The organism is Geobacillus sp. JS12, assembly GCF_001592395.1.
Classification (GTDB): Bacteria; Bacillota; Bacilli; order Bacillales; family Anoxybacillaceae; genus Geobacillus; species Geobacillus zalihae.
The window spans coordinates 1,767,099-1,788,279 of sequence record NZ_CP014749.1; the positions used below are offsets into that span (position 1 = coordinate 1,767,099).

17 protein-coding genes, 1 tRNA gene and 6 pseudogenes are annotated in these 21,181 nt (G+C 49.9%); 5 read left to right on the top strand and 19 right to left on the bottom strand.

All coding sequences use genetic code 11. The features are described 5' to 3' along the window. The first annotated feature begins 347 nt into the window (after window positions 1–347). Window positions 348–421, top strand: a tRNA-Pro gene (locus A0V43_RS08550). A gap of 276 nt (window positions 422–697) precedes the next feature. Here the strand turns inward: A0V43_RS08550 and A0V43_RS21010 are convergent. The 5 genes and pseudogenes from A0V43_RS21010 to bioF all read right to left on the bottom strand — a co-directional run. Then, a pseudogene (locus A0V43_RS21010) lies at window positions 698–876 on the bottom strand (IS1634 family transposase); the annotation flags it as partial. A 15-nt stretch (window positions 877–891) separates the two neighbouring features. Further along, a pseudogene (locus A0V43_RS20445) lies at window positions 892–1,071 on the bottom strand (IS1634 family transposase); the annotation flags it as partial. Between the two features lie 137 nt (window positions 1,072–1,208). Continuing rightward, the gene (locus A0V43_RS08555) at window positions 1,209–2,159 is read right to left on the bottom strand and encodes a hypothetical protein (RefSeq protein WP_236931001.1); all 951 of its coding nucleotides are present in this window, start codon (window positions 2,157–2,159) and stop codon (window positions 1,209–1,211) included. 63 nt (window positions 2,160–2,222) lie between these two features. Next, window positions 2,223–2,780, bottom strand: coding sequence for a hypothetical protein (locus tag A0V43_RS18965; RefSeq protein WP_128578009.1), 558 nt, complete (start codon window positions 2,778–2,780; stop codon window positions 2,223–2,225). Between the two features lie 611 nt (window positions 2,781–3,391). Then, the gene (gene bioF / locus A0V43_RS08565) at window positions 3,392–4,582 is read right to left on the bottom strand and encodes an 8-amino-7-oxononanoate synthase (RefSeq protein WP_063192904.1); all 1,191 of its coding nucleotides are present in this window, start codon (window positions 4,580–4,582) and stop codon (window positions 3,392–3,394) included. 205 nt (window positions 4,583–4,787) lie between these two features. Between bioF and A0V43_RS08570 the strand changes: the two genes are divergently transcribed. After that, window positions 4,788–4,970, top strand: coding sequence for a small acid-soluble spore protein H (locus tag A0V43_RS08570; RefSeq protein WP_011231614.1), 183 nt, complete (start codon window positions 4,788–4,790; stop codon window positions 4,968–4,970). 276 nt (window positions 4,971–5,246) lie between these two features. Here A0V43_RS08570 and A0V43_RS08575 read toward each other — a convergent pair whose 3' ends face one another. From A0V43_RS08575 to A0V43_RS08610, 9 genes and pseudogenes are all read right to left on the bottom strand, one after another. Further along, window positions 5,247–5,615 carry a VOC family protein gene (locus A0V43_RS08575; protein ID WP_063192905.1) on the bottom strand — a complete coding sequence of 123 codons (369 nt, stop codon included), beginning with the start codon at window positions 5,613–5,615 and terminating at the stop codon, window positions 5,247–5,249. Further along, complete coding sequence (locus tag A0V43_RS08580) at window positions 5,612–6,394, bottom strand: YhfC family intramembrane metalloprotease (protein ID WP_063192906.1); 783 nt, start codon at window positions 6,392–6,394, stop codon at window positions 5,612–5,614. The genes A0V43_RS08575 and A0V43_RS08580 overlap by 4 nt, the downstream gene beginning before the upstream one ends. A 23-nt stretch (window positions 6,395–6,417) precedes the next feature. Then, the gene (locus A0V43_RS08585; protein ID WP_063192907.1) at window positions 6,418–7,065 is read right to left on the bottom strand and encodes an SdpI family protein; all 648 of its coding nucleotides are present in this window, start codon (window positions 7,063–7,065) and stop codon (window positions 6,418–6,420) included. Beyond that, window positions 7,052–7,336 carry an autorepressor SdpR family transcription factor gene (locus tag A0V43_RS08590; protein ID WP_015375228.1) on the bottom strand — a complete coding sequence of 95 codons (285 nt, stop codon included), beginning with the start codon at window positions 7,334–7,336 and terminating at the stop codon, window positions 7,052–7,054. Before A0V43_RS08590 ends, A0V43_RS08585 begins: the two co-directional genes overlap by 14 nt. A 292-nt stretch (window positions 7,337–7,628) precedes the next feature. After that, on the bottom strand, window positions 7,629–8,738 hold the full coding sequence (locus A0V43_RS08595) for an RNA-guided endonuclease InsQ/TnpB family protein (protein ID WP_063192908.1): 1,110 nt from the start codon (window positions 8,736–8,738) through the stop codon (window positions 7,629–7,631). A 12-nt stretch (window positions 8,739–8,750) separates the two neighbouring features. Further along, window positions 8,751–9,149 (bottom strand): annotated as a pseudogene (tnpA, locus tag A0V43_RS18975) (IS200/IS605 family transposase). A gap of 188 nt (window positions 9,150–9,337) precedes the next feature. Beyond that, window positions 9,338–9,523 carry a hypothetical protein gene (locus A0V43_RS08600; RefSeq protein ID WP_063192909.1) on the bottom strand — a complete coding sequence of 62 codons (186 nt, stop codon included), beginning with the start codon at window positions 9,521–9,523 and terminating at the stop codon, window positions 9,338–9,340. Window positions 9,524–9,581: 58 nt separating this feature from the next. Then, window positions 9,582–11,237 carry a class I adenylate-forming enzyme family protein gene (locus tag A0V43_RS08605; protein ID WP_063192910.1) on the bottom strand — a complete coding sequence of 552 codons (1,656 nt, stop codon included), beginning with the start codon at window positions 11,235–11,237 and terminating at the stop codon, window positions 9,582–9,584. Between the two features lie 251 nt (window positions 11,238–11,488). Continuing rightward, the gene (locus A0V43_RS08610) at window positions 11,489–12,004 is read right to left on the bottom strand and encodes a DoxX family protein (protein WP_063192911.1); all 516 of its coding nucleotides are present in this window, start codon (window positions 12,002–12,004) and stop codon (window positions 11,489–11,491) included. Between the two features lie 180 nt (window positions 12,005–12,184). Between A0V43_RS08610 and A0V43_RS08615 the strand changes: the two genes are divergently transcribed. Both A0V43_RS08615 and A0V43_RS18980 read left to right on the top strand, forming a co-directional pair. Beyond that, window positions 12,185–12,727 carry a diguanylate cyclase gene (locus tag A0V43_RS08615; RefSeq protein WP_063192912.1) on the top strand — a complete coding sequence of 181 codons (543 nt, stop codon included), beginning with the start codon at window positions 12,185–12,187 and terminating at the stop codon, window positions 12,725–12,727. Continuing rightward, window positions 12,648–12,839 (top strand): annotated as a pseudogene (locus A0V43_RS18980) (4-hydroxyphenylacetate 3-hydroxylase C-terminal domain-containing protein); the annotation flags it as partial. The gene A0V43_RS08615 and the pseudogene A0V43_RS18980, both read left to right, overlap by 80 nt. Before the next feature lie 55 nt (window positions 12,840–12,894). Here A0V43_RS18980 and A0V43_RS08620 read toward each other — a convergent pair. Then, the gene (locus A0V43_RS08620; RefSeq protein ID WP_063192913.1) at window positions 12,895–14,331 is read right to left on the bottom strand and encodes a sodium/proline symporter; all 1,437 of its coding nucleotides are present in this window, start codon (window positions 14,329–14,331) and stop codon (window positions 12,895–12,897) included. 342 nt (window positions 14,332–14,673) lie between these two features. On the opposite strand from A0V43_RS08620, the gene A0V43_RS08625 reads away from it, so the two are divergent. After that, on the top strand, window positions 14,674–15,915 hold the full coding sequence (locus A0V43_RS08625; protein ID WP_063192914.1) for an aminopeptidase: 1,242 nt from the start codon (window positions 14,674–14,676) through the stop codon (window positions 15,913–15,915). Between the two features lie 103 nt (window positions 15,916–16,018). On the opposite strand, the gene A0V43_RS08630 is transcribed toward A0V43_RS08625, so the two are convergent. The 4 genes and pseudogenes from A0V43_RS08630 to A0V43_RS08645 all read right to left on the bottom strand — a co-directional run bounded on the left by A0V43_RS08630 (window position 16,019) and on the right by A0V43_RS08645 (window position 21,159). Beyond that, the gene (locus A0V43_RS08630; protein WP_063192915.1) at window positions 16,019–18,832 is read right to left on the bottom strand and encodes a tetratricopeptide repeat protein; all 2,814 of its coding nucleotides are present in this window, start codon (window positions 18,830–18,832) and stop codon (window positions 16,019–16,021) included. Window positions 18,833–19,115: 283 nt separating this feature from the next. Next, window positions 19,116–19,754: a LysE family translocator gene (locus A0V43_RS08635; protein ID WP_013144954.1), complete on the bottom strand. Its 639-nt coding sequence runs from the start codon at window positions 19,752–19,754 to the stop codon at window positions 19,116–19,118. Next, window positions 19,744–20,259 (bottom strand): annotated as a pseudogene (locus A0V43_RS18985) (YqcI/YcgG family protein); the annotation flags it as partial. The gene A0V43_RS08635 and the pseudogene A0V43_RS18985, both read right to left, overlap by 11 nt. A gap of 23 nt (window positions 20,260–20,282) precedes the next feature. Then, window positions 20,283–21,159, bottom strand: a pseudogene (locus A0V43_RS08645) (IS982 family transposase). Between the last annotated feature and the right edge of the window lie 22 nt (window positions 21,160–21,181).

Genomic DNA, 21,181 nt, shown 5'->3' on the forward strand with positions numbered 1-21,181 from the left:
TTTCGGCCTATCGGCGGTTTTTGTGGCCGAAGGCGAATCGATTTTGCAAAGTTCCTCAACTTAAAAAGAGTCTCTGCTGAACAACTCGTTTCCAATCACGAGTTCTTTAGCGGGACATCTTGCATGCTTTGTCGTATAATCAATGGCGAATTCTCTGTCGCAAAAGCAGGGGCGGACAGACAGAGGAAGATACGTTCAAAGGAGCATGAAAACAGAAAAAAACAGACTTGTCAGCAACAAGGATGCCGCTAGTCTTTCAACGGCATCCTTTTCCAACTCAACGCAAAATTCGCCATTGATTTTGTCCTGCTTTTCTTGTATAATTGAAGATGTCTCACCATCCATTTCGGGATGTAGCTCAGCTTGGTAGAGCACACGCATGGGGTGCGTGGGGTCGCAGGTTCAAATCCTGTCATCCCGATCGAAGGAAACCAGCCGAAAAAACGTCCGGCTGGTTTTTTGTTTCATAAACTTTATTGTATTTCATACAAATTGGCAAAGTTTAAAAAAACATGACTTTTTCCTTTTTTTATATTATTTAGATGAATAAAACTTTCTTCTCTTGGATTGTTGTTAATGAACAAGAAAAACCGTTCTTTGCTAGACCCGAGTTCGACAGTGACTAGGCAAACAAAATGCCTCTCGACCCTTGATACAAAAGGGACGAGAGGCATTTGAGCACACTTCGGGCGTGTATCTAGGGGCGAGGATGGATGCCTAGGATCTTCGGAGGAGGTTCCAGCCCTAGAGCCGCAAAGAGTTGCGCTTGTTTGGCCGTCAGCTCGGTTCGTTGATCAAGGTCTCCGTTTTTGAAGAAAAATGTCCAAGCATAAGACGCTCGCATTCGTCCCTTACTTTCGGCCACGATTCATGAGTCAGGAGAAAGGATCACGAAATGCTTTTGGCCAGACGCTCCAAGACAGCGCGATCCACCTCGTCTTCGCGCCCAAACGAATCCATCACCTTCGTTTTCGCATATTTGACCTTCGGATCCAATTCGTTGTGAGCAAGCCGGAGATACGCCACGGTCGTTCCATCTTTATTTTTGCGTGTTACTTTCCGCATGTACATGCCTATATTATAAACGATATTTGGCTATTTTAAAAGGTTAATTTGTCAATTCGTGTGCCTATGAAATTCAGCGTTTTTTTCTAGGATCCACATCGTGAAATCCTTGATATTACAGCATTTTAACCATTTTCATTTGCCTAAAATGGTCTCAAAACTGTCGAACTCGGGCTAGACAAAGTGATTTCTTTTGGAATAGGGATGATAAAATCCTGATCTTTTGGTTGTTCAAGCGTATAAGAACGAGGTTGTTTTCCTTTTACTCCATATATATTTCCTTCCATATCAAAAAACATGATCTCCTCCACCATTTTGTGCGGACTTTGATCAATTCGAACATACCGTGCTTTATGAACCTCTTCTACTTTTAAAGGAGTGAAACGATCATTTAGCAAAACAACAGATGGCAGACCAAACTTGTTGCTTTTACTATTTTCCTTCTTAAATATCTTTTGAACATTATCCAATTTTATATGTGATGGTATTTCAGAGAAATCTTTATTCCTTTTACTGACTAATATCTTCGTTACAGGTATGTTTTCTGTAAAAAATTGTTTTTGATCTTTATCAATTAAAATAGGCAAATACTCACTAAAATCATGATTATTTGATACCTGGACACGAATCGGAATTTTTAAGGATCCGTTTCCTTTCATGTGAATATCATAATACGTATATTTTTTATTGTTGATCGAAAATTTGATAAATTTTTGATTATGGAAAATAAACAGACGAAAGTGACGATCTGTATCTTTTAGACTATCAATGATAAAGTTGAACGTGAATTGTTTCATTCCAGGTTTTAAAGAAACTATATCAACCGATTCATTATCAATCATCCACTTTTTTTTCAGTTTCGAATCAACTGTAAATGAAGTTGCGGTATCAGGAATAAATCCAAGCTGTTCCTGCGCATTATTTGGTATAATAAAATGTTCATTTTCATGGAAAGAGATAGTATCACTTGTATGTAAGGGTTGTCTATTTTCTTTTTTTAAAAAATTATCGCATCCTGAAAACAGCAATACAGAAAGCATGACGAGTACTATAATCAAATAGCTTTTTTTTCGACCCATTTTATCATTTTCCACCTTCCGTTTTCATCTTGATGAAAAAGCCCAAAATGCTGAAGCATTTTGAGCTTTTAGTTTTTATTAAAATCTTATACTATCTCCTGTATCAGCCATATAAGTATTAGTAGAAGTTGATAATGTGTGATGAGAAGTAGCTCGATATTCCCATCCAGAAGGAACACTTCCTGGATAATGAGAAACTGTTGCTGTATCAGTAGTTTTTCCTAACCCAGTATCTTGCTTAGTGCCTAGAGAGTTTCCATTAAGCATTAACGTCGTAGTTACTCCATGAGATGAAAGGGTAACTTTACTCGTCGTTTTTCCAACAGCCTTCACTTCACTAACAGGATACGCATTTGGAGTAATTCCTTTTATTGAAGATAGCGAGGATTCTGAAACATAAATATACGTGGAGCCTGTCCCTACCGTGGATATAGAAGTTGATCCTTGAGCCGTCACTTTTCCGTTTTCTACTACTGCTCTCAAGTTTGCTTCATTGTTATAATGGATGGCATTTTCCCATAATTTCGAAACACTGTCTTTATTCTCTTCTGCAAAAACTCCTCCTGAAGAAAAAGAAATCAAAGAAGCGGACAAGGCCGTGGCAAGTCCGAATCCCAAAAACTTCATTTTCTTCATTCCCTATCCTTATTTCCTATTTTTTATAATTCCATTATAAATTGGCTCTTCACCACAAAGTGTACTTGACAAAGAAAGACGATTATGATAGAGAAAATCAAAACAGCATTTTTCCTTTTTATACCACACATCTCTTTGAGCAACATTGCTATCATGTTTGTCTTTAAAAGTCAAGTGCATCTTTTGGTGATGAACCTATAAATTATTAAAAATAAACCTTCAATAGTAAATTTCCGAAAAATACACTTTATATCTCACATTTCGCACCCTCTCGACCAAAATCGGGAGGATTTTTTTCGTCCCGATGTCGAATCGATCCTCGGTACACAAGGAAAGCAAAGGGGTTTCCACACCATGGACGTTCAAATTCGTGCGATTTATGAAAGTTCCTATTTGACGCACCTTTTGAATCAAAACATCTGGTAAATCGATGAGTTCTTTGATAAACTGAGCGTACATGCGAATTTTCCTCCAATGGTTTGGTTTGGTCACCTTTACCATACAGGGAAATTCGCATTTTTTGTATCCTCTATTTTCCCTATGCATACCTATCTTAAAATCTCAAGTACAACTTGTGGTGAAGAGCCAAAAAATCCTTTCTTTCAGCCCTGTTAGGGTGCGAAATGTGAGTATGAAATCAATCCGATCTGCTTCCCCGCCAAAGCGATGCAGTCAACCGCCATATCAATGTCTTCTTCCGTCATCGCGGCGGTGATGGAAAAGCGAATGCGCGCCGTTCCCTCAGGGACGGTCGGCGGCCGGATGGCGACGGCCGCGATGCCAGCTTCTTGCAGCAGCTCGCTCATGGCCACGGCCCGGTCGTTCGGACCGACAATCACGGGAACGATCGGCGTCTCGCTGCCTCCTATGTCAAACCCAAGCCGCTTCAGCTTGGTGCGGAATCTTTCGCTTAGAGCGTGCAGCCGCTCGCGCCGCTTTGGCTCGGATTGAACGATATGAATAGCCGCTTCATTGGCGGCGAGAACCGCCGGCGGCAAGGCGGTGGTAAAAATGAAGCTGCGGGCGCTGTTGATCAAATAGTCGACCAGCCACGGCTCTCCTGTTACATACGCGCCAAAGCTGCCAAGCGCTTTGCTGAAGGTGCCGATGGCGATCACATCCTCTTCCTTCTCAAGCCCGAAATGGTGAAGCAGCCCTTCACCGTTCGGTCCGAACACGCCGCCGCTGTGCGCTTCATCGACAATCAATATCGCGCGGTAGCGCCGTTTCAACTCGACAAGCTCCGGTAGTGGCGCCAGGTCGCCGTCCATGCTGAAGACGGCATCGGTGACGATCCATTTCCGCTTATCGGGCGGAGATTGCTTCAACAATGATTCCAGCTGATCGATGTCGTTATGCCGATAGCGGAAACAGGCGGCTTTGCTCAAGCGGATGCCATCAATTAAACTCGCATGGTTCAACTTATCGCTAAAGATAAGATCATCTCGGCCAATTAAAGCTGTCAACACGCCGATGTTGGCCGTGTAGCCGCTGTTGAAAATAAGAGCCGCCTCTGCTTTTTTCCATTGTTTCAACGCGGCTTCCGCCCGCTCATAGAGCGGATGATTGCCGACGACGAGCCGCGACGCGCCCGCTCCGGCTCCGTAGGCCCGCATCGCCTCGCAGCCGGCTTCAATGAGCCGCCTATCATCCGCCAACCCTAAATAATTATTGGACGCTAAATTCAACATCGGCTTTCCGTTCAGGATGACCGTAGCGCCTGAAGCCTCTGCCCGGCGCAGCTGGCGTTTTTGCGCTTTTTGTTCCCATTCGTGCAGTTTGACGGCCAGTTCGGTTTTCATCCCTATCCCCTTGTATGTAAACCGTTTATAAAAAATAGTTTACATTAAAACCCGCAACTCGGCTAGGAAAAGATGGTCGGTTTTGTTAATTGATTATTTAGCACATTGTTTTGGAAATTATCCTTTTCCGCCCTCGACCGCATGCATAGTTCAATCGCAGACATGTCATACTATGCGTGTTATCGGCAAAAAGGAGGTGGTGGAAATGGACGTCCGTCGGGCGCAAGAAATCGCGTCGTCGCCGGTGATGGCAAACGTCACGTACAACGGCCAGCGCATTTACATTGAGCATGTTGACCAACAAAAAGGCGTAGCCACGATCCACCCGCTTGACAACCCAAATCAAAAGCAAAGCGTGCCGGTCGCAAGCTTAGAGGAGCATTCGTAACGAAAAAAGCGAGAGAAAGGACGCGCCCTTTCTCCCGCTTTTTGATTGAATCGGCCGTCAGTTCTTCCCGCTCTTTGTAGGCCTCTTGCACCGTTTGTTCCTTCATCGCTGTCCGGCCTGCCGTCCGTGTGTAGGCGGCGCGGGCCGGATGCCCGGCGCGTTGGTTGTCCGGGTTCCGTTTCATCGCCCTCCCCTCCTTCATCCCTAGCATGCCCCGAATGAGACGGGTTTACGATAGCGAAGGGGAAAGAGAGCATTCTCGCCTCAAACACTATTTTACCTTATTTTTTCCAACAGCTCGATCCGGTTGCGGAACGGATCGCGAAACGAAAAGCGCTTCACCCCTGGGATCGGTTTTTCGTCTTGCGTCGCGACGCCGTGCTCTTCCAAATAACGGCGCGCCGCTTCCACATCTTCCACTTCGAAAGCGGGGTGGCTTTTGCTATTGTAGCCGTCGCGTTGTTCCGTCCCGATATGGAGCTCGATATCGCCGACTTTGTACCAAAGCCCACCGTTTCCTTTCAGCGATGCCGGCTTTTCGATTTCTTGAAAACGAAGCACACCGGTGTAAAAGGCGCGCGCTTCGTCTTCGGCGCCAAACGGAATGCAAATTTGCACATGGTCAAGCCGTTTTACACGAATCATCGTTTCTCTCCTCCCTGTTCGAATGCTGGTTTCATGCGGCGGATGAACGAAACAGCGGCGATCGCCCAAACGAGCAGCACCGCTTCGACCGCCCAAACGTTCGTGACCACTTTCGCTTGGTAAAGCGCCGGCATCACGTCCATCGCCGCATGGATCAAAATGGCGTACAGGACATAGCGGAATTGCTTCTCCCGCACCCCAAACAAAACGAGGAGCGACAGCGCCACGTGCACTGTAAGCGCAAACAGCCGTTCCAAGCCGCCTAACACGTACATCGCAAACGGCGTGTGCAACACTTGCTCCTTGATCAGCTCCGCCTGTCCTGCCGGAAGCGATGGGGCGATCGTTTTGTCGAATGATCCGGATTGAATCAGGCTCGCAAGCACGATGACGTTGACCGCGCCAACCGCCCCGAGCAATACCGCTTCCGTCCCGCCGTGCCCAAGCCCGAATGATAAACCATCGCCATATCCGCGATGTTGCTTTAGCAGCCAACGGAACCCGACATAGCGGCCAAGTTCTTCAAACACGCCAGCGGCGAGCGCGGCGTACAACACAAAGAGCCAGACGCTGTCCGTTCCCTTCAGCGCCGGGCGCCCCGGTTCGAGCACGGCAATGTGGAGCGCCTTTTCCAACACTTGCGAGAACACGAGAAAGATCAGCGCCCCGACGCCGAGCGCTTTCCATGAAAGCCATCCTTTTTTTCTCCCGTACCATGCGAGACCAACAGGAACAAGCAGTGAAATGGCAAGCTGCACCGCCGCACCGATCATTCCCACGTCCCTCTCCCCCTGCCGCGTATTTATGAACGGTTGCGCTGTTCTTGCTGCTCATAAAGAAACGATTGAACGATGAGATACAAATTGCCGACAACGATGATGACGAGAAACAAAACAGCCCTCATCTCTCCGCGCCAAAACGCGGTGAGCATCGACAAAATCCCCATCGCGATAAACACTTTGCCGCCAAGACGGTGCGTCTTATGCCAAACCGTCTCACTCGCTAATGTCCACGGTGTGCGAATGCCGATGAAATAATTGTGTTTGATTTTCGGCATGTAGTTTCCAAGCACGATCAACAGCGCTCCGACGCCAAGCGGCACGAGACGCCCAATATCGACCGAAACCCCAAGATTGTACGCCAATGTTGCGATATGCAGGAGCAAGAAAAAGCAGGCGAGCGCCGCGTTGACAATACGATAGCTTTTTTGAAAGCGGCTGTAGTTGGCTTTTTTCGGGTCGAGTTTCGGCAGCACTCCCATCAACATGATGAGAGGTGTCATCAATAAGGGTGGAAGGAAGGCACCCAACCATTTGTTGCTGAAGCCGTCGGCTTCACCCGCTGCGTTCCAGTGAATGGCCACTTGATCCGGCAAATAAGGAATGGCAGCCAGACTGATGACATAGGCGAAAACTGTAAGCATGATCGCAAGCCGATTACTCTTCCACATGTTTCTCTCCCCTTTCGACAAAATCGTAAAACCAGCGCAGCAAATCTTGAAACACCGTTGTGTTCAGAGAGTAGTAAATATGCTGTCCCTCACGCCGGTCTTGCACCAAATCAGCCTGCTTGAGAATTTTCAAGTGATGCGAGACGCTCGGTTTTTGCATATCAAAATGCGAAGCGATCTCCCCTGCTGTCAACTCCCCGTTCCGCAACAGAGATAAAATTTTCCGGCGCGTCGGATCGGCGATCGCTTTAAACGCTTCGTTGAATGACAATGGCGATCCCACCTTGCAAACGAGTTTCGTTGGATGAACCGCTGAGGGGCATTTTTCGTTTATCACAGCTTCGTATGCGGCGCATGCAAACGATTTTTCATGCCGGTCTATAGTTAGACATTTAGAAAATTATCTAAATATGGACAAAAACATTCGATATTTAGACATCTTTCTAAGTGACATACTCCCACCACCTACGCTTCGCTTAGAGGTGGGGGCTTCTCGGGTAATCCCATCTCATGATGGGAAGTTGACCTAGCGATCCCCGTGTGCCCCACGGTTCGAGGACAAATTAGACGATCGCCAATCGTTTCATGCCCTCATGTTTGATATTGATGGCCGCATTGACGTCCCTGTCGCTCTCGAATCCACATTCACAGCGGAATGTCCGTTCAGAAAGCGATAGAGACTCCTTGACTCGACCGCAGCACGAACACGTTTTGGACGAGGGGAACCATTTGTCGATTTTGATCAGCTTCTTCCCCTGTTCTTCCAATTTGTACCGAAGGAAAGTGATAAACATGCCCCAGCCGTTGTCATGAACGCCTTGACCGAAATGGAGGGCTTGTGACATCCCCTTCATGTTGAGGTCTTCGATGACCACGCAATCATACCGTTTCGCTAATTTGTGCGACTCCTTATGCAGAAAGTCCTTGCGCTGGTTGGCAATTTTCTCATGCAGCTTTGCCACTTTCAGACGCTGTTTGTGCCAACGATTCGAGCCTTTCTTTCTGCGTGATAGAATGCGTTGTTCCTTCGCTAATGTTTCCAATGCTTTGCGATAGAATCGAGGATAATTGGCTCTCTTACCCTCGCTATCGACATATAGCGTACTCATGGAAAAGTCAAGCCCCACAACCGTTTGCACTTCTTTTTGCACAGGTTGATGCTCATATTCGGTGAGAATAGAAACATAATATTTTCCTGTTTTGGTTTTCATGATCGTACAAGACTTGATGATATGGTGGGCAGGAATCTCCCGATGTTGCTTGAGCTTGATCCATTTCAGTTTGGGCAGCTTGATATAGCCATCTGAAAGCTTGATGTTGCCATTCACCACATTTGTGGTGTACGACTGTTTCGCCTTGCGGTTTTTGAACTTGGGAAATCCAGCGCGGCCGGAAAAGAAGTGTTGAAACGCTTTCTGCAAATTTAGTTGAGCATTTGCCAGCGCAAGGCTGTCCACTTCTTTTAGCCAAGGAAACTCCTTTTTGTACTTGGCAGGGGTCGGAAATGTTTGCTGTTTCAAGGATTCTTGATCGTCCTTGAACTTTTCAAACATTTGTATGCGCTCTTCAAGCATTTTGTTATACACAAAACGGACACAACCGAAGGTTTTGGCGAGCCGTTGTTCTTGTTCTTTTGTTGGGTACAGACGGAACTGATAGGCTTTGTTTGCCATATCGACACCACATCACTTCATACCTTGATTTTCTATATATTTTTTTATTCCTTCAATGGGCGCACTACCCGTTGTAAGCAGGCAAAAGCTTCTTGACCAAAAATATTCTTTCCACAGTTTTCTTTTCACTTGCGGAAAATGCTTTTTGATCAGTCGAGAACTTGCACTTTTATAGGCATTGATGAACTTGGATCATTCACGATTTGGATGTGCTTTGAACAAAATATGCACATGGTCCATATCGTGATTCCATTCGACCAAGGAAATATTGTAATTTTTACCCAATCTCACAAACATATCTTTTGCATAGTCAGATATGGTATCATCAATCACTTGTCTGCGATATTTTACAACCAGCACAAGATGATCATACAACAGGAACACTGAATGGTTATTATTGTCTAATTTCATTGATACAACAGCCTTTCATTTTTCTAAAACTGATTATATCATAACACACAAAAAAGAGACAATTTTAGGCTATACCTAACCGAAATTCATCTCCCACTTTCACTTCGTTTAGAAGTGGGAGACTTCTTTCGGAAAGATGTTAAAGAATATTCCATTTCCATTGGATTGTCAATGTATTTTTCGACTTTTCACCTCTCACATGCGGCATCCGACCGCTGTCCCTCGATGAAAAAGAAACAGCCAAGCGCCACCCCGTCCGCCACTGGCGGAGGGGATTTCCCATTAGCTTCCATTAAACCCCGTCGGCCAAGCGGCGAGCAGCCGCTCGCTTTTTTCGCCATCAGTTCGTCTGTTAATTGCCGCAAATTGTCCACCGTGATCCCCCTTTTCCGGAAAAGGCGGGGCGGCCCGCGCCAAAACCCCGCCGCGATGTTATTCCCTTGGAAGCAGCTTTCGCAATACTTTGCCTGACGGCGTCGCCGGCAATTCATCGATGAATTCGATATAACGCGGATACTTGAACGCCGCCATATGCGCTTTCGCCCATTCGATCAACTCAGACGGCGCCACCTTTCCTTTGCGCGAATCATGAAGCACAACAAACGCTTTCGGCACTTCCCCTTTCATCGGGTCAGGCACGCCGATGACCGCGCATTGCTTGACGGCCGGATGTTCGTTCAACAGCGCCTCGACGTCTTCCGGAAAGACGCTGTAGCCGGACACTTTGATCATTTCTTTCAACCGCCCTTGGAAATACAAATAGCCGTCTTCATCAACATACCCGATATCGCCCGTGTACACCCACCCGTCTTTCAGCGTCTCGTTCGTCGCGTCATCGCGCCGGAAGTAGCCTTTAAAGACACCTGGATTTTTGACGACAATTTCCCCCGACTGCCCAGGCCCAAGCTCCCGTTTCGTTTCCGGGTCGATGATGCGAATGTCCGTCTCATATGTCGGGATGCCGCACGATCCAAATTTCACACGGTCATCCGGCATAAACGTGTCGCACGTATGCGTCTCGCTCAACCCGTAGGCGGCTTCGTACAACAGGCAGCCGCCGGTCGCTTCCGCCCACCGCTCGGCAAGGTCTTTCGTCACCGGCAGACCGAAGCTGGTGGCCAAATTGCGCTTTAAACTTGACACATCAGCCGAAGTCGTAGGCAACACTTGCAATATAGCAGCGTTCATCGGCGCGATGCTGTACCAGGCGGTCACCTTGTACGTTTCGATGGCCTTGATCGTCGCCAACGGGTCAAAGCGGGTAAACAGCACGCACGGGTGGCCGGTATACACCGGGGTATTCAACCCCATCACCATCCCGGCAATATGGCAAAGCGGCGAATGGGCCATCAGCACTTCCGCTTTTTCCGTCAGCCGGTTCGCCTGCGCGGATGCAGCCGTCTTAAACAGCGCGTTGCCGTATGTCAGCATCGCTCCTTTCGGCCGTCCGGTCGTCCCTGAGGTAAAAATGATCAGCCCGACATCGTTCCATAAGTCAATAGGGGCGGCTTCATCAAACGGCAAATAAGCGGCGATGATGGCGGCGAACTCATCCACGCCTTCACACGCCTGCTTCGGTTGCAGCACCTCCTCGCAAAGTGGGATCTCTCCAGATGGATCAGCGTACTCGCCGTAATGGCACGATACGGTAAACGACAACGGCGCTGTTTGTTGTTCCGCTTGTCGAACGCGCGGCACTCCTTCCTCTCCGGCGATGATGCCGGCAAGCGGCACTTCAGCGAAAAAATAGGCGAGCTCGGATTCGCGGTACATCGGGTTGAGCGGGACGACAATGCCGCCGAGCTGCTGAACGGCAAAGTGAGCGATGATGTATTGCGGGCAGTTTTGCATGTACAAAGCGACATAGCTTCCTTTCCCCACCCCTTTTTCCCGCAAATAGCGGGCAAAACGGTGAACGTGATCGAGCAAGGTTCCCCACGTGATCACCTTGTTATAGAAAATGTACGCCGGCTCGTTTTCCTCGCGTTCGCCGCGATGGCGCAAATAGCCATAGAGCGGCTGTTCGCCGAGCTCATAGCGGAGCTCCTTTGGCAGCCCGCTCGGCCAGTATGGGCGTGTTTCATTCATTCGTTTCACCATCCCTTATAAAAAATACTGAACGGTTAGTATGTTACCTTGCAGAAAACGCTTTCAAATACTTGTTCATGTCTCCTGCTTCATCCATATGCATATCATTTCGCCGTCATTCGTCAATTTCCTTTCTCAAACAGCCAACCATTTTATCCGACGCGGTAAACGGCCGCCCCTTCCATTCGGAGAAGGAGCGGCCGTTCGGAAAAGGAGGAAAGTCCGGCGCAGCTTACGCGGCTTGATGGCGGTCATTTATGCGCTGTGGCAGGACGGTGTGGACGATGCGTTTTATCCGTCCACCAGTGGCGGAGATATGGCAGCACCCAACGGTCCAAGCCGTATCGTCCCGCATTGGCTCCGGCGACGAGGATGAAGACGGTGAGCAGCACCATTTGCGGGTTCGTGCTCGTCGTGCCCGAGAACATGAAGGCGAAGTTCATAACAGCTCCCATGAGGGCGGCAAACGTCGTAAACAATCCGAGAAGGAGCGCGATTCCGACGAGAAATTCACCCCATGGCACGAGGAAGTTGAACAATCCGACATTCGGCAGCGCCACGTGTTCGATAAACGCCGCCCACCAGCTTTGCACAGCAGGATGTTCCCCAGCGGCTTTCGCCAACGCTCCTTTTAAAAATCCGGTGGCGTCAAACCCTTGCGTGATTTTCCCCCATCCCGCCATTACCCACTCATACCCTAAATACAACCGGAACACCACCATCAACCACGACGCTGTGACGTGTTTGCGCAACCATTTGACAACCATCGTATTTCTTCCCCTTCGTTTTAGAAAATGTTCTTTACACTTTTATCTTAATCGTTTTTTCGCCTGGCGGAGCATATTTGCTCATTATTTCACAATATATTCAAAAAGTTATGGTGGAATTATGACTACGAGATCCATTCACAATATTAAGCATTAGGTCTTTATCCATAGGAAAACGGATTGACCGGCATCGCCAACCGCCGTTCATTCGATGAGCGCCTCGTCCGCGAGTGGGAACGCACAAAGCGGCAGAAAGCGCCGTTTGCCGTCATGATGGTCGACATCGATGCGTTCAAACGGTTCAACGACACGTACGGCCATCAATGCGGGGACGACTGTTTGCGCAAGGTCGCCTTGTCGCTGAAGCAAACAGCAGAGCAATACGGCGGGACGGCAGCGCGCTATGGGGGTGAGGAATTTGCCGTCATTTTGCCGCACACTTCGCCGTCCGAAGCAGCGGCTGCCGCTGAGGCGGTGCGGGCAAACGTCGAACGGCTCGCCATTCCGCACGATTCCTCGCCTGCTGCTTGTGTTGTTACGGTCAGCGTCGGAGCCGCCGTCGCCGTCCCACAGCCAAATGAAGGCACGGAGTCCCTTCTTTCCCTTGCCGATCAGGCGCTTTATCGGGCCAAGCAAAACGGGCGCAACCGGACGGGTGCGGCTGTTCCGCTTCGCCTGGGATATGGCGATGAGCGCCTTCGGGACGCGGCAAACGCTGTATGAGCGGTTTTTCTTCGGCGATCCGGCCCGATTTGCAACGACGTTCTACCACCGGTACGACCGAGAGGCATGCGCCGAGATCGTGCGTCAGTTTTTGGACAGCGAACAGCCATGACGGCGATGCCTCCCCTGACGCGCGGGGGAGGCATCCGTATCAGCCGCGTGGCAGGCTACTTCGTCCGTTGCCGGTCAGGGAACAACAGGCTAAACAGCACCCCGGCCGCCAGCGCAATGGCAAATGTCGTAAACCGCGAGCTAACGATGGCCTCAAGCGGAGAAGAAATCCAAATGACCGTGCTGACAAAACCGGCCACAATCGTCGCGATGACGCCGATGCCGGAATACCGCTTCCAGAAGAAAGAGAGCAAAATCGCCGGCGACAACGTGCAGCCGATCCCTGCCCATGCCCAGCTGACAATAAAATACACAAGCGACTCGGATGTCATCGCCAACACCAAGCCAAGCAGCCCGGCAACGACCACCACCGCCCGAGAAAGCGCGACAAGCTGTTTTTCCGACAGGCGAAGGCGCAAAGAACGGCGCGCAATGTCTTCGCTGATGGCGCTCGTGATCACCAGCAGCTGTGAATCGGCCGTTGTCACGATGGCGGCCAAAATGCCCGACAAAAGCACTCCCGCGAGCCACGGCGGCAATAAATCGAGCGCCATGTGCGGCAACACCGTCTCAACATCGGCGAAAGGCTGATTTTGATAAAGCGCAATCGCCGCAAGGCCGATCAAAAACGCACCACCATACGCCAACAGCGTCCAAACGATGGCGACCGTCTTCGCCGTTTTCGCCTCACGGGCGTCTTTTAGAGCCATAAAGCGGACGCTCAGCTGCGGCTGGCCGCCTAGATAGCCGAAAAACCAGGCAAAATTGTTAAACAACAATAGCCCAAGCGCCACACCGGTCACTCCCCCCGTCCATGAGTCGAGCCCTGGTTTCGCGTGATGGAGCGCTTCACTGATCGACAACCCGCCGCTATAAATTTCCACGAGCGCCGCAATGGGCAAAATGACGAGCGTGGCCAACATGAGCACACTTTGAATCATATCCGTCCAGACGACGCTGACAAACCCACCAGTGTACGACAAAAGGATGACAATCGCCGCGCTGATGACCATGCCAAGCGCGGGGTCGATATGAAACACGGCAAACAACGTCTTGCCCGCTCCCGCAATTTGCGCGCTGAAGTAAAACATCATAAAGCTAAAAATAAGGACGGTCGAAAGCCATAAAATCGTTTGCCCGTGGGCGCCGAACCGTTTCGCTAAATAGCCGGGCAAGGTCAGCGCTCCATGTCGCTCCGCTTCTTGACGGAAACGGTCCGCCAAAAAGAGCCAGGCGCACACAATGCCGATGATAATGCCGACGGCCACCCAAATGGCAGAAAGGCCGCTTGCAAACACAAAACCCGTGTAGCCAAGCAGCAGCCATGCCGATTCGCCTGTCGCCCGCTCGGAAAACGCGAGCGCCCAGCCGGGGAGTTTTTTTCCGCCAAGCAAAAAATCGGAATGGCTCATCTCCTTTTTCCCATACCAATAGCCAAGCGCCGCCATCACAAGACAATACAGCACGAGTTCCGCCAAGATGATGCCATTCATCGCTGTTCCTCCCTGTTTGTATGGTTTTGCGCAGGCGCACACTTGATCTGCCAGTACATCCCCCTCCTTTTGCCCTACACCCCCTTTTCATAAAAATGGCACTATCATCAGGCTGCGACGATAGTGCCGGTGACAACGACAGTTGGTGGTCTTCACCATGGAACCTTCTTTACTCTTTACATATGTGTCAACTCATCCTATTATTCCAATATGAGGCGCGTCCTACATCGGAACGTTTCGCTCTCGTCCGGACAGCATCCACATGTAAAGCTCCCTAAGTTGCGAGGCGGCGGGAATTATAATAAAGTGGAGATGAGTCAGTCCAAAAAAGGAGTGAGGAAGATGAACCGTTGGGAGAAGGAATTGGACAAATACGCCGAACTGGCGGTGAAAGTCGGGGTGAACATTCAGCCCGGGCAGACGCTGTTCGTCAACGCCCCGCTCGAGGCGGCGCCGCTCGTCCGCAAAATCGCCAAAACGGCGTACGAAACCGGGGCAAAGCATGTGTATGTCGAGTGGAACGACGAGGCGCTTACATACATTAAATTTCACCACGCCCCAGAGGAAGCGTTTTCCGAATATCCGATGTGGCGGGCAAGAGCGATGGAAGAACTCGCCGAACAAGGCGCTGCCTTTTTATCCATTTACGCCCCGAATCCGGACTTGTTAAAAGACGTCGATCCAAAGCGGATCGCGACCGCCAATAAAACAGCGGCGCAAGCGCTCGCCAACTATCGGAGCGCCATTATGGCCGACCGGAACTGCTGGTCGCTCATTTCCGTCCCCACACCGGCGTGGGCGCAAAAAGTATTTGGCGATCTGCGCGATGAAGAAGCCATCGACAAATTATGGGAAGCGATTTTCCGCATCACCCGCATCGATCATGACGATCCGATCGCTGCCTGGCGCGAACATAACGACCGGCTCGCCCGCATCGTCGATTACTTAAACAACAAGCAATACAAACAACTCGTTTATGAAGCGCCCGGCACCAATCTCACAGTCGAGCTCGTCGACGGGCACGTCTGGCACGGCGGCGCGGCGACGAGTCAAAGCGGCGTGCGCTTCAATCCCAACATCCCGACCGAAGAAGTGTTTACCATGCCGCATAAAGACGGCGTCAACGGCACGGTGCGCAACACGAAGCCGCTCAATTACAACGGCAACGTGATCGATCGGTTTACGCTCACGTTCAAAGACGGTCAAGTCGTCGACTTCAGCGCCGAACAAGGATATGAGACGCTTAAGCACTTGCTTGACACCGATGACGGGGCGCGCCGCCTCGGGGAAGTCGCCCTCGTGCCGCACCAATCGCCGGTGTCGCTGTCCAATCTCATTTTTTACAACACGCTGTTTGACGAAAACGCCGCTTGCCATTTGGCGCTCGGCAAGGCGTATCCGACCAATATCGAAAACGGCGCCTCTCTTTCCAAAGAGGAGCTTGACCGCCGCGGCGTCAACGACAGCCTCGTCCACGTCGACTTTATGATCGGCTCAGCTGATCTGAACATTGACGGCGTGACGAAAGACGGGAAGCGCGAGCCGATTTTCCGCAGCGGCAACTGGGCATTCGAACTGGCGTAATCGGTTTCGCCAGCTCTAAACAATAAGGCTGCGCCAAACGAGCGGCCAGATCCGACCGTTGGCGCAGCCTTATTTCGTTCAAACACGGTTTTGCACGGAACCATTAGACCGAACGGATTGGTTTGTTTTCGTCCTGCAGCAAGTGCACAGCGGCAGATGCCGCCTGCGCCAGCTGCTCGCATTGCCGCAAACGAATGCCAAAGAGCACGAGCGGGTCGCGGTACGCCTCAGGGTTTTTGCGCATATGTTTGAGCTCGCCTTCCTGGGCAGCGATCTCCAGCTCCAGCCGTTTCAACGTTTCATCGAGCGCCGTCAATGGCGCATGGAAAAATTGAGTGACATCACGCTCAAGCGATTTGGCAAACCATTCAAACGGCAGCAGCAACTGCTGGATGATCGCCTCCACCGCCTCAGCGTAATCTTGCGTCTGGATCAACTGCTTATACTTTTGCGCCAGCATCGCCTTGTTTTGCGCAAAGGCACCGAGCAGTTTGCCCGCCCCTTTCAACAGCAGCTGGCTTGGCGTTCTCCGCAAGAAAACGTTCACCTTGCCCACTTGCACCCCGTTGATCAACCGATCCGTATCGCGCCGCCAATCGGCGAGAATGCGAAAATCGCATTCGAGCTTGAGCCGTTCCTGGCCGAACATGGCGTTAAACCCTTCGCCCATTTCATGCAAAAACACCTGGCATTCGTTGAATTCGTCTTCCGTCGCTGCAATCCACTGTTCCATGGCGCGGCGCAGCTTTGGCAACGCCTCTTCATCAAGGTAAGCGCGAAGCCGTTCGTTCGCTTTGTTGTTCAGTTCAAGATGCAAGCGGGAAAAATCGCTGTCTTCGCTCACAAGATCCGCCATGCTGCGCAACAGATCGGGAATCGCCGTCAACAGCTCGCCCCGCATTTCCGCCAAGACGGTGTGGAACGACTTTGCCGTTTTGGCCGTTTTCTCCTCTTGCAGGTCGCCAAGCTGATGAATGGCGCCGCTGAGTTTGGCCGCCATTTCTTTTTTCCATACGACCAGCTCCGCCAGTCGGCTTTCCGCCTCGGCCCGCTGCCGGAACAAATGAGCGATGAACTGGCGGATCGTCGTTAAAATCGCTTCCTCGCGGCGGACAGGGGACACGCATCGGCGCATCTCCTCAAGCCAGCCGACGAGGGCTTGCTGCTGCTTGCGGCTTGGCGCATGCGGCGAATAGACCATGACATTGGCTTCCGGAACGATCGTACGAACGTGTGCTTCCACTTCCTCAACGATTCTCGCCGTCTCCTCTTCATCCACCATCCCATCGCCCGGAGGAAGCAAAACGTACATCGGCGCAGACGGCGCCCGCTCGCGAAGCTGCAGCATCAACTGTTCATCGGCGCTAGAAAACGGATCCTCACCGTTGAGAAGAAAAAGAATGCTGTCAGCAAGCGAAAACGACACAAGCGCTTCATGGTCGAATGAAGCGCGCCCGCCGAGCGGGCCGATATCCAACAAGACAATCCCTTGCGGCACGAGTGAAAACGGCGCCGTGCATTCAATGACAGCGTCATCGGAGAATCGGCTTCCGCGGCCGCCCGTTGCCTGTTGAAATTCGTCAATGCTCGAAAAAACGGTAAACTGGTCGTCGCTGATTTTCGCCACTTCCATCTCCCCGCCGTTTCTCCACGCAAGCACCGGCGCAGATGGCGCCGCCAACGCTGCCTCGCCGACCAACGTCCGCAAAAACGCCAACCGCTCATGGCGCGACGCCCCAGCGACCAAAACGAAATGCGCCCGCGAATCGGACAGTTGCCGCACGAACCAGCGGAAGCGGAAATGCGAGCCCGCCCGCTGCTCTTCCGCCCAATCGGCAATTTCTTCAAATAGCGACACACCCGCTTCCCCAGCTTGCCGTTTCGCATGGACGAGCCGCTTAGCGGCGTCGTTGACCATCTCTTCTTCAAACGCCTCAGGAAATTTCTCGCTCCACGCCAACAAGGCAGCCGCGGCCACCGCTGTCTCCGGACCGTCGGCTAAACTCACCCAGCTTTTGACAAGCGGTGGCACCACTTCCACCAACTCTTTCAATCGGTACGGCCCTTTCATCAATCCTGCATAAGCTTCCCCTAAAAGGCCGGGAATTCGCTTCCAGTCGTAGTCGCGGCCGATCGACAACTCATCATAGAGGCGGTTCCACTCTGCGAGCCACGAAAAATAGAGGTCACCATCCCGATAACCGTTCCATAGCGCCTGCACAAGCCGTTCAAACTTCACCCGATCCGTTTCGTACAACAGCGCCAGGCAGCGTGAAAACCGCGCAGGCGCCATCGTTCGCGCATGTCCTTGTTCCACATAACCGGTCAAGATGTCCGCCCAGCGGCGCGCCGACGTCCGCACCGCCTCTCCTAAAGCAAGCTCGAGGGCGCTTTCCCAATCACCTTGCTCCTCGAAAAAGGCGCGCGCCCATTCGGTCATGTTCGGATAATCCGGATACAACGTCACGCCGCGCTTAATCATATCATCCGCTTTCGCGTTTTCCCCCAACTCACGGTAGAGCGAAAACAGGCGCAAAATGATTTCCGCATGCAACGTTTCGCTTTCCGTCTCAATCGAACGGTACAGCTCCTCGGCCAGCTCGAGCCGTCCAAGCTCATAGTAGCTGTCGGCGATATTTTTTTGCGCCCACGGGCGCAAATCGTCGTGATGGACTTGTTCCCATTTAAAAATGGCCGCTTCATAGTCGCGGCGGTGGAAATACACTTCCCCTTGGGCAAAGCGAATCGACGACAAATCCGCGCCATCCCGATGCGCCGTGAAAAACATATCGCCAAGCGCGCTGACAACGTCGCGTTCCACCGCCTCGACGAGCGTCTCGTAAAATGTTTTATGAACAAGTTGCTGTTCAAACCCCATGTCGATCACCTGACTCGTATATTTGCCATGCATGTTCATTGTATGGCACGTTTTCTAATTTTATTTCTATCCTATACATTTTAACAAACTTTCGCCGAAAGGAACGTTTCAATTTGTTTTCATTTGCAAAACAAAATTCGACCCAATATGCGATGAGGCCAACCAAAGGAACTTTCAATGGTGGTTGCGGCCGCGAACCGCTTTGTTCTTTAACGTCTACAAATGCTAAAAAGACGAGGAAAAATAAAAAAGCACTCAACCACCTAAATGTGATTCAGCGCTTCTAGCCAATGACTTCAGAGGGATCTTTTGATGCCAAAAATTATATCATATGTAAAAATGTTTTAAATGCTCTATATCCAAAGCTTATACCAAATCCAATCAAAGAAATCCCTGCGGCAACAGATAACCATTTTAGCCACTTTTGACTTATCATTTTTCTTCCCAAATGTACAGAGAGTGCTACTGTAAAATCCCATAGTGCGATCCCCAGAAATATCGCACTACTTTTAGCAAGTGCATGATACCTTTCAATAGAATTCAATTCCATCGCTAATACAGATCCATAGATGCTAACCCAAAAAACAATATTAAGTGGATTCGATATAGCTATAAAGAAGCCAGAAAGATATGATTTGAATAAACCTTCTTTGTTCACCTCTCCGGTTATTTCAACCTTTTTAAATGCCTCCTTTATGCTATCATAACCCAAATAACACAAAATGAAGAAACCAGAAAACCACATGATGAGCTGTACAACAGATTTTGTTAAAAAAACGGATAAGCCAAAAAAGATGGCAAACATTAGTACTATATCCGCTGACATTCCTCCCAATCCGACAACCCATGAATGAAAAAATCCGTACTTTATTCCCCGCTTCACCATTTCTATGTTAATAGGACCAATCGGAATTGATAAAGATAAGCCAAGAAGAACCGAAGCAAAAAAACTACTTAGCATATATGAATCTCTCCTTTTTTAATGGACACCTCATCACACTTTCTTCATTTGTATCAGGTAATATATACTGTTTCCATTCTCTTTTGTCAGGGGCTCCATAATCGCCTATATCTGGATGAGGAGGAATTGCATCGTATTGTTTTAATCTGGCTCTAATCATTTCTCTTACTTGTTGACCTCTTGGAGTATCTCCTGTTATATCATCAAGCGTACCTCTCGGTTGGAAAGTAATTTCAAGCCCATTAGACGTGTATCTGCTTTTTCTTGCATGATAAATAGGAGCTCTGCAGACAACAAAAATAGGTTCTCCCCCAAAACAATACTCCCATTTAGGATGATTTGGATCTGTTGGAATGTCTCTAGGCCATGGTTCTGGATCATGCTCCATTAAAAATTGTAACACTTTCCAAAACTGTCCTTTGTAATATTCTGCATACACAACTTCTTTCGGAGGTTTAAAAAATGTTACTAAAGTAGTTCGTTTCCCAATGTTTCTATATGTCTTAAACCCGTGGTGCTAGTTGAGCGTCAGCGCTCAACTAGCCCTAGTGTGACCAGGGAATACGCCAATAAGATGCCATCGAGTGCCACTTCAAACCCGGCAATGGAATTCGCTCGAATGTCGGTGATCCGGTATTGGTCTACGAGAATCGAAAACACTGTCTCGATGACTTTGCGTTTTTTTCGGATCCATTCTTCCCATGCCTTGGATGGGCCGTGCTTTTGATTGTGTCGAGACGGTGTCCAGAACGCAGCTTGGTGTTCTTCGTACAGCTTTTCTCGAAGAGCGCGGCTGATGTATCCTTTGTCCCCAAAGTTGTAGGGATGAGGGATTTGAGTCATCACCGTTTCAGCGGCTTTGACGTCGTGGCAGGACGCTTCCGTCACGACATAGCCCATGGCCAGCCCTTGATTGGTCACTTGAAGGTGCAGCTTGAAACCGTAGTACCATTGCTTTTTGGAAGCACAATACCCCATATCCGCGATCCCTCGAAATCGCTTGACGCGCTGCATTCTCGCGGGATGGCACAACGGAAGAGGCAAACTGTCGACAATGTCTAGCATGGTGTTGGCCACGTTTCGCCAGTTCATGACGAATCCATTTGACCGCGAAGCCAAGAGCTCGGCAGCGGCGGTTGTATCGGGAGCGTTCAAGAAACGAGCCGTTTGTGAACAAATTTCCCGTGACAAAGCGATGCCAGGCTCGTTCGGAAGAAAAGCCCAGCAGCTTCCCCAAAAGGTGAACCGCCATAACCACTTCGTCTTCTTGCTTGACCAAGTGACGGTTGCGGCGATGAAGATACATTTGAATCAACGACAGTTGGGCAGAAACAAAACAGAAAATGGCGGCATATTGTTTTTGAAGTTTGGCTCGATCTGTAGTAAAATGAAAGTGCTCTTGCATGGGGGATCTCTCCTTTCGAATG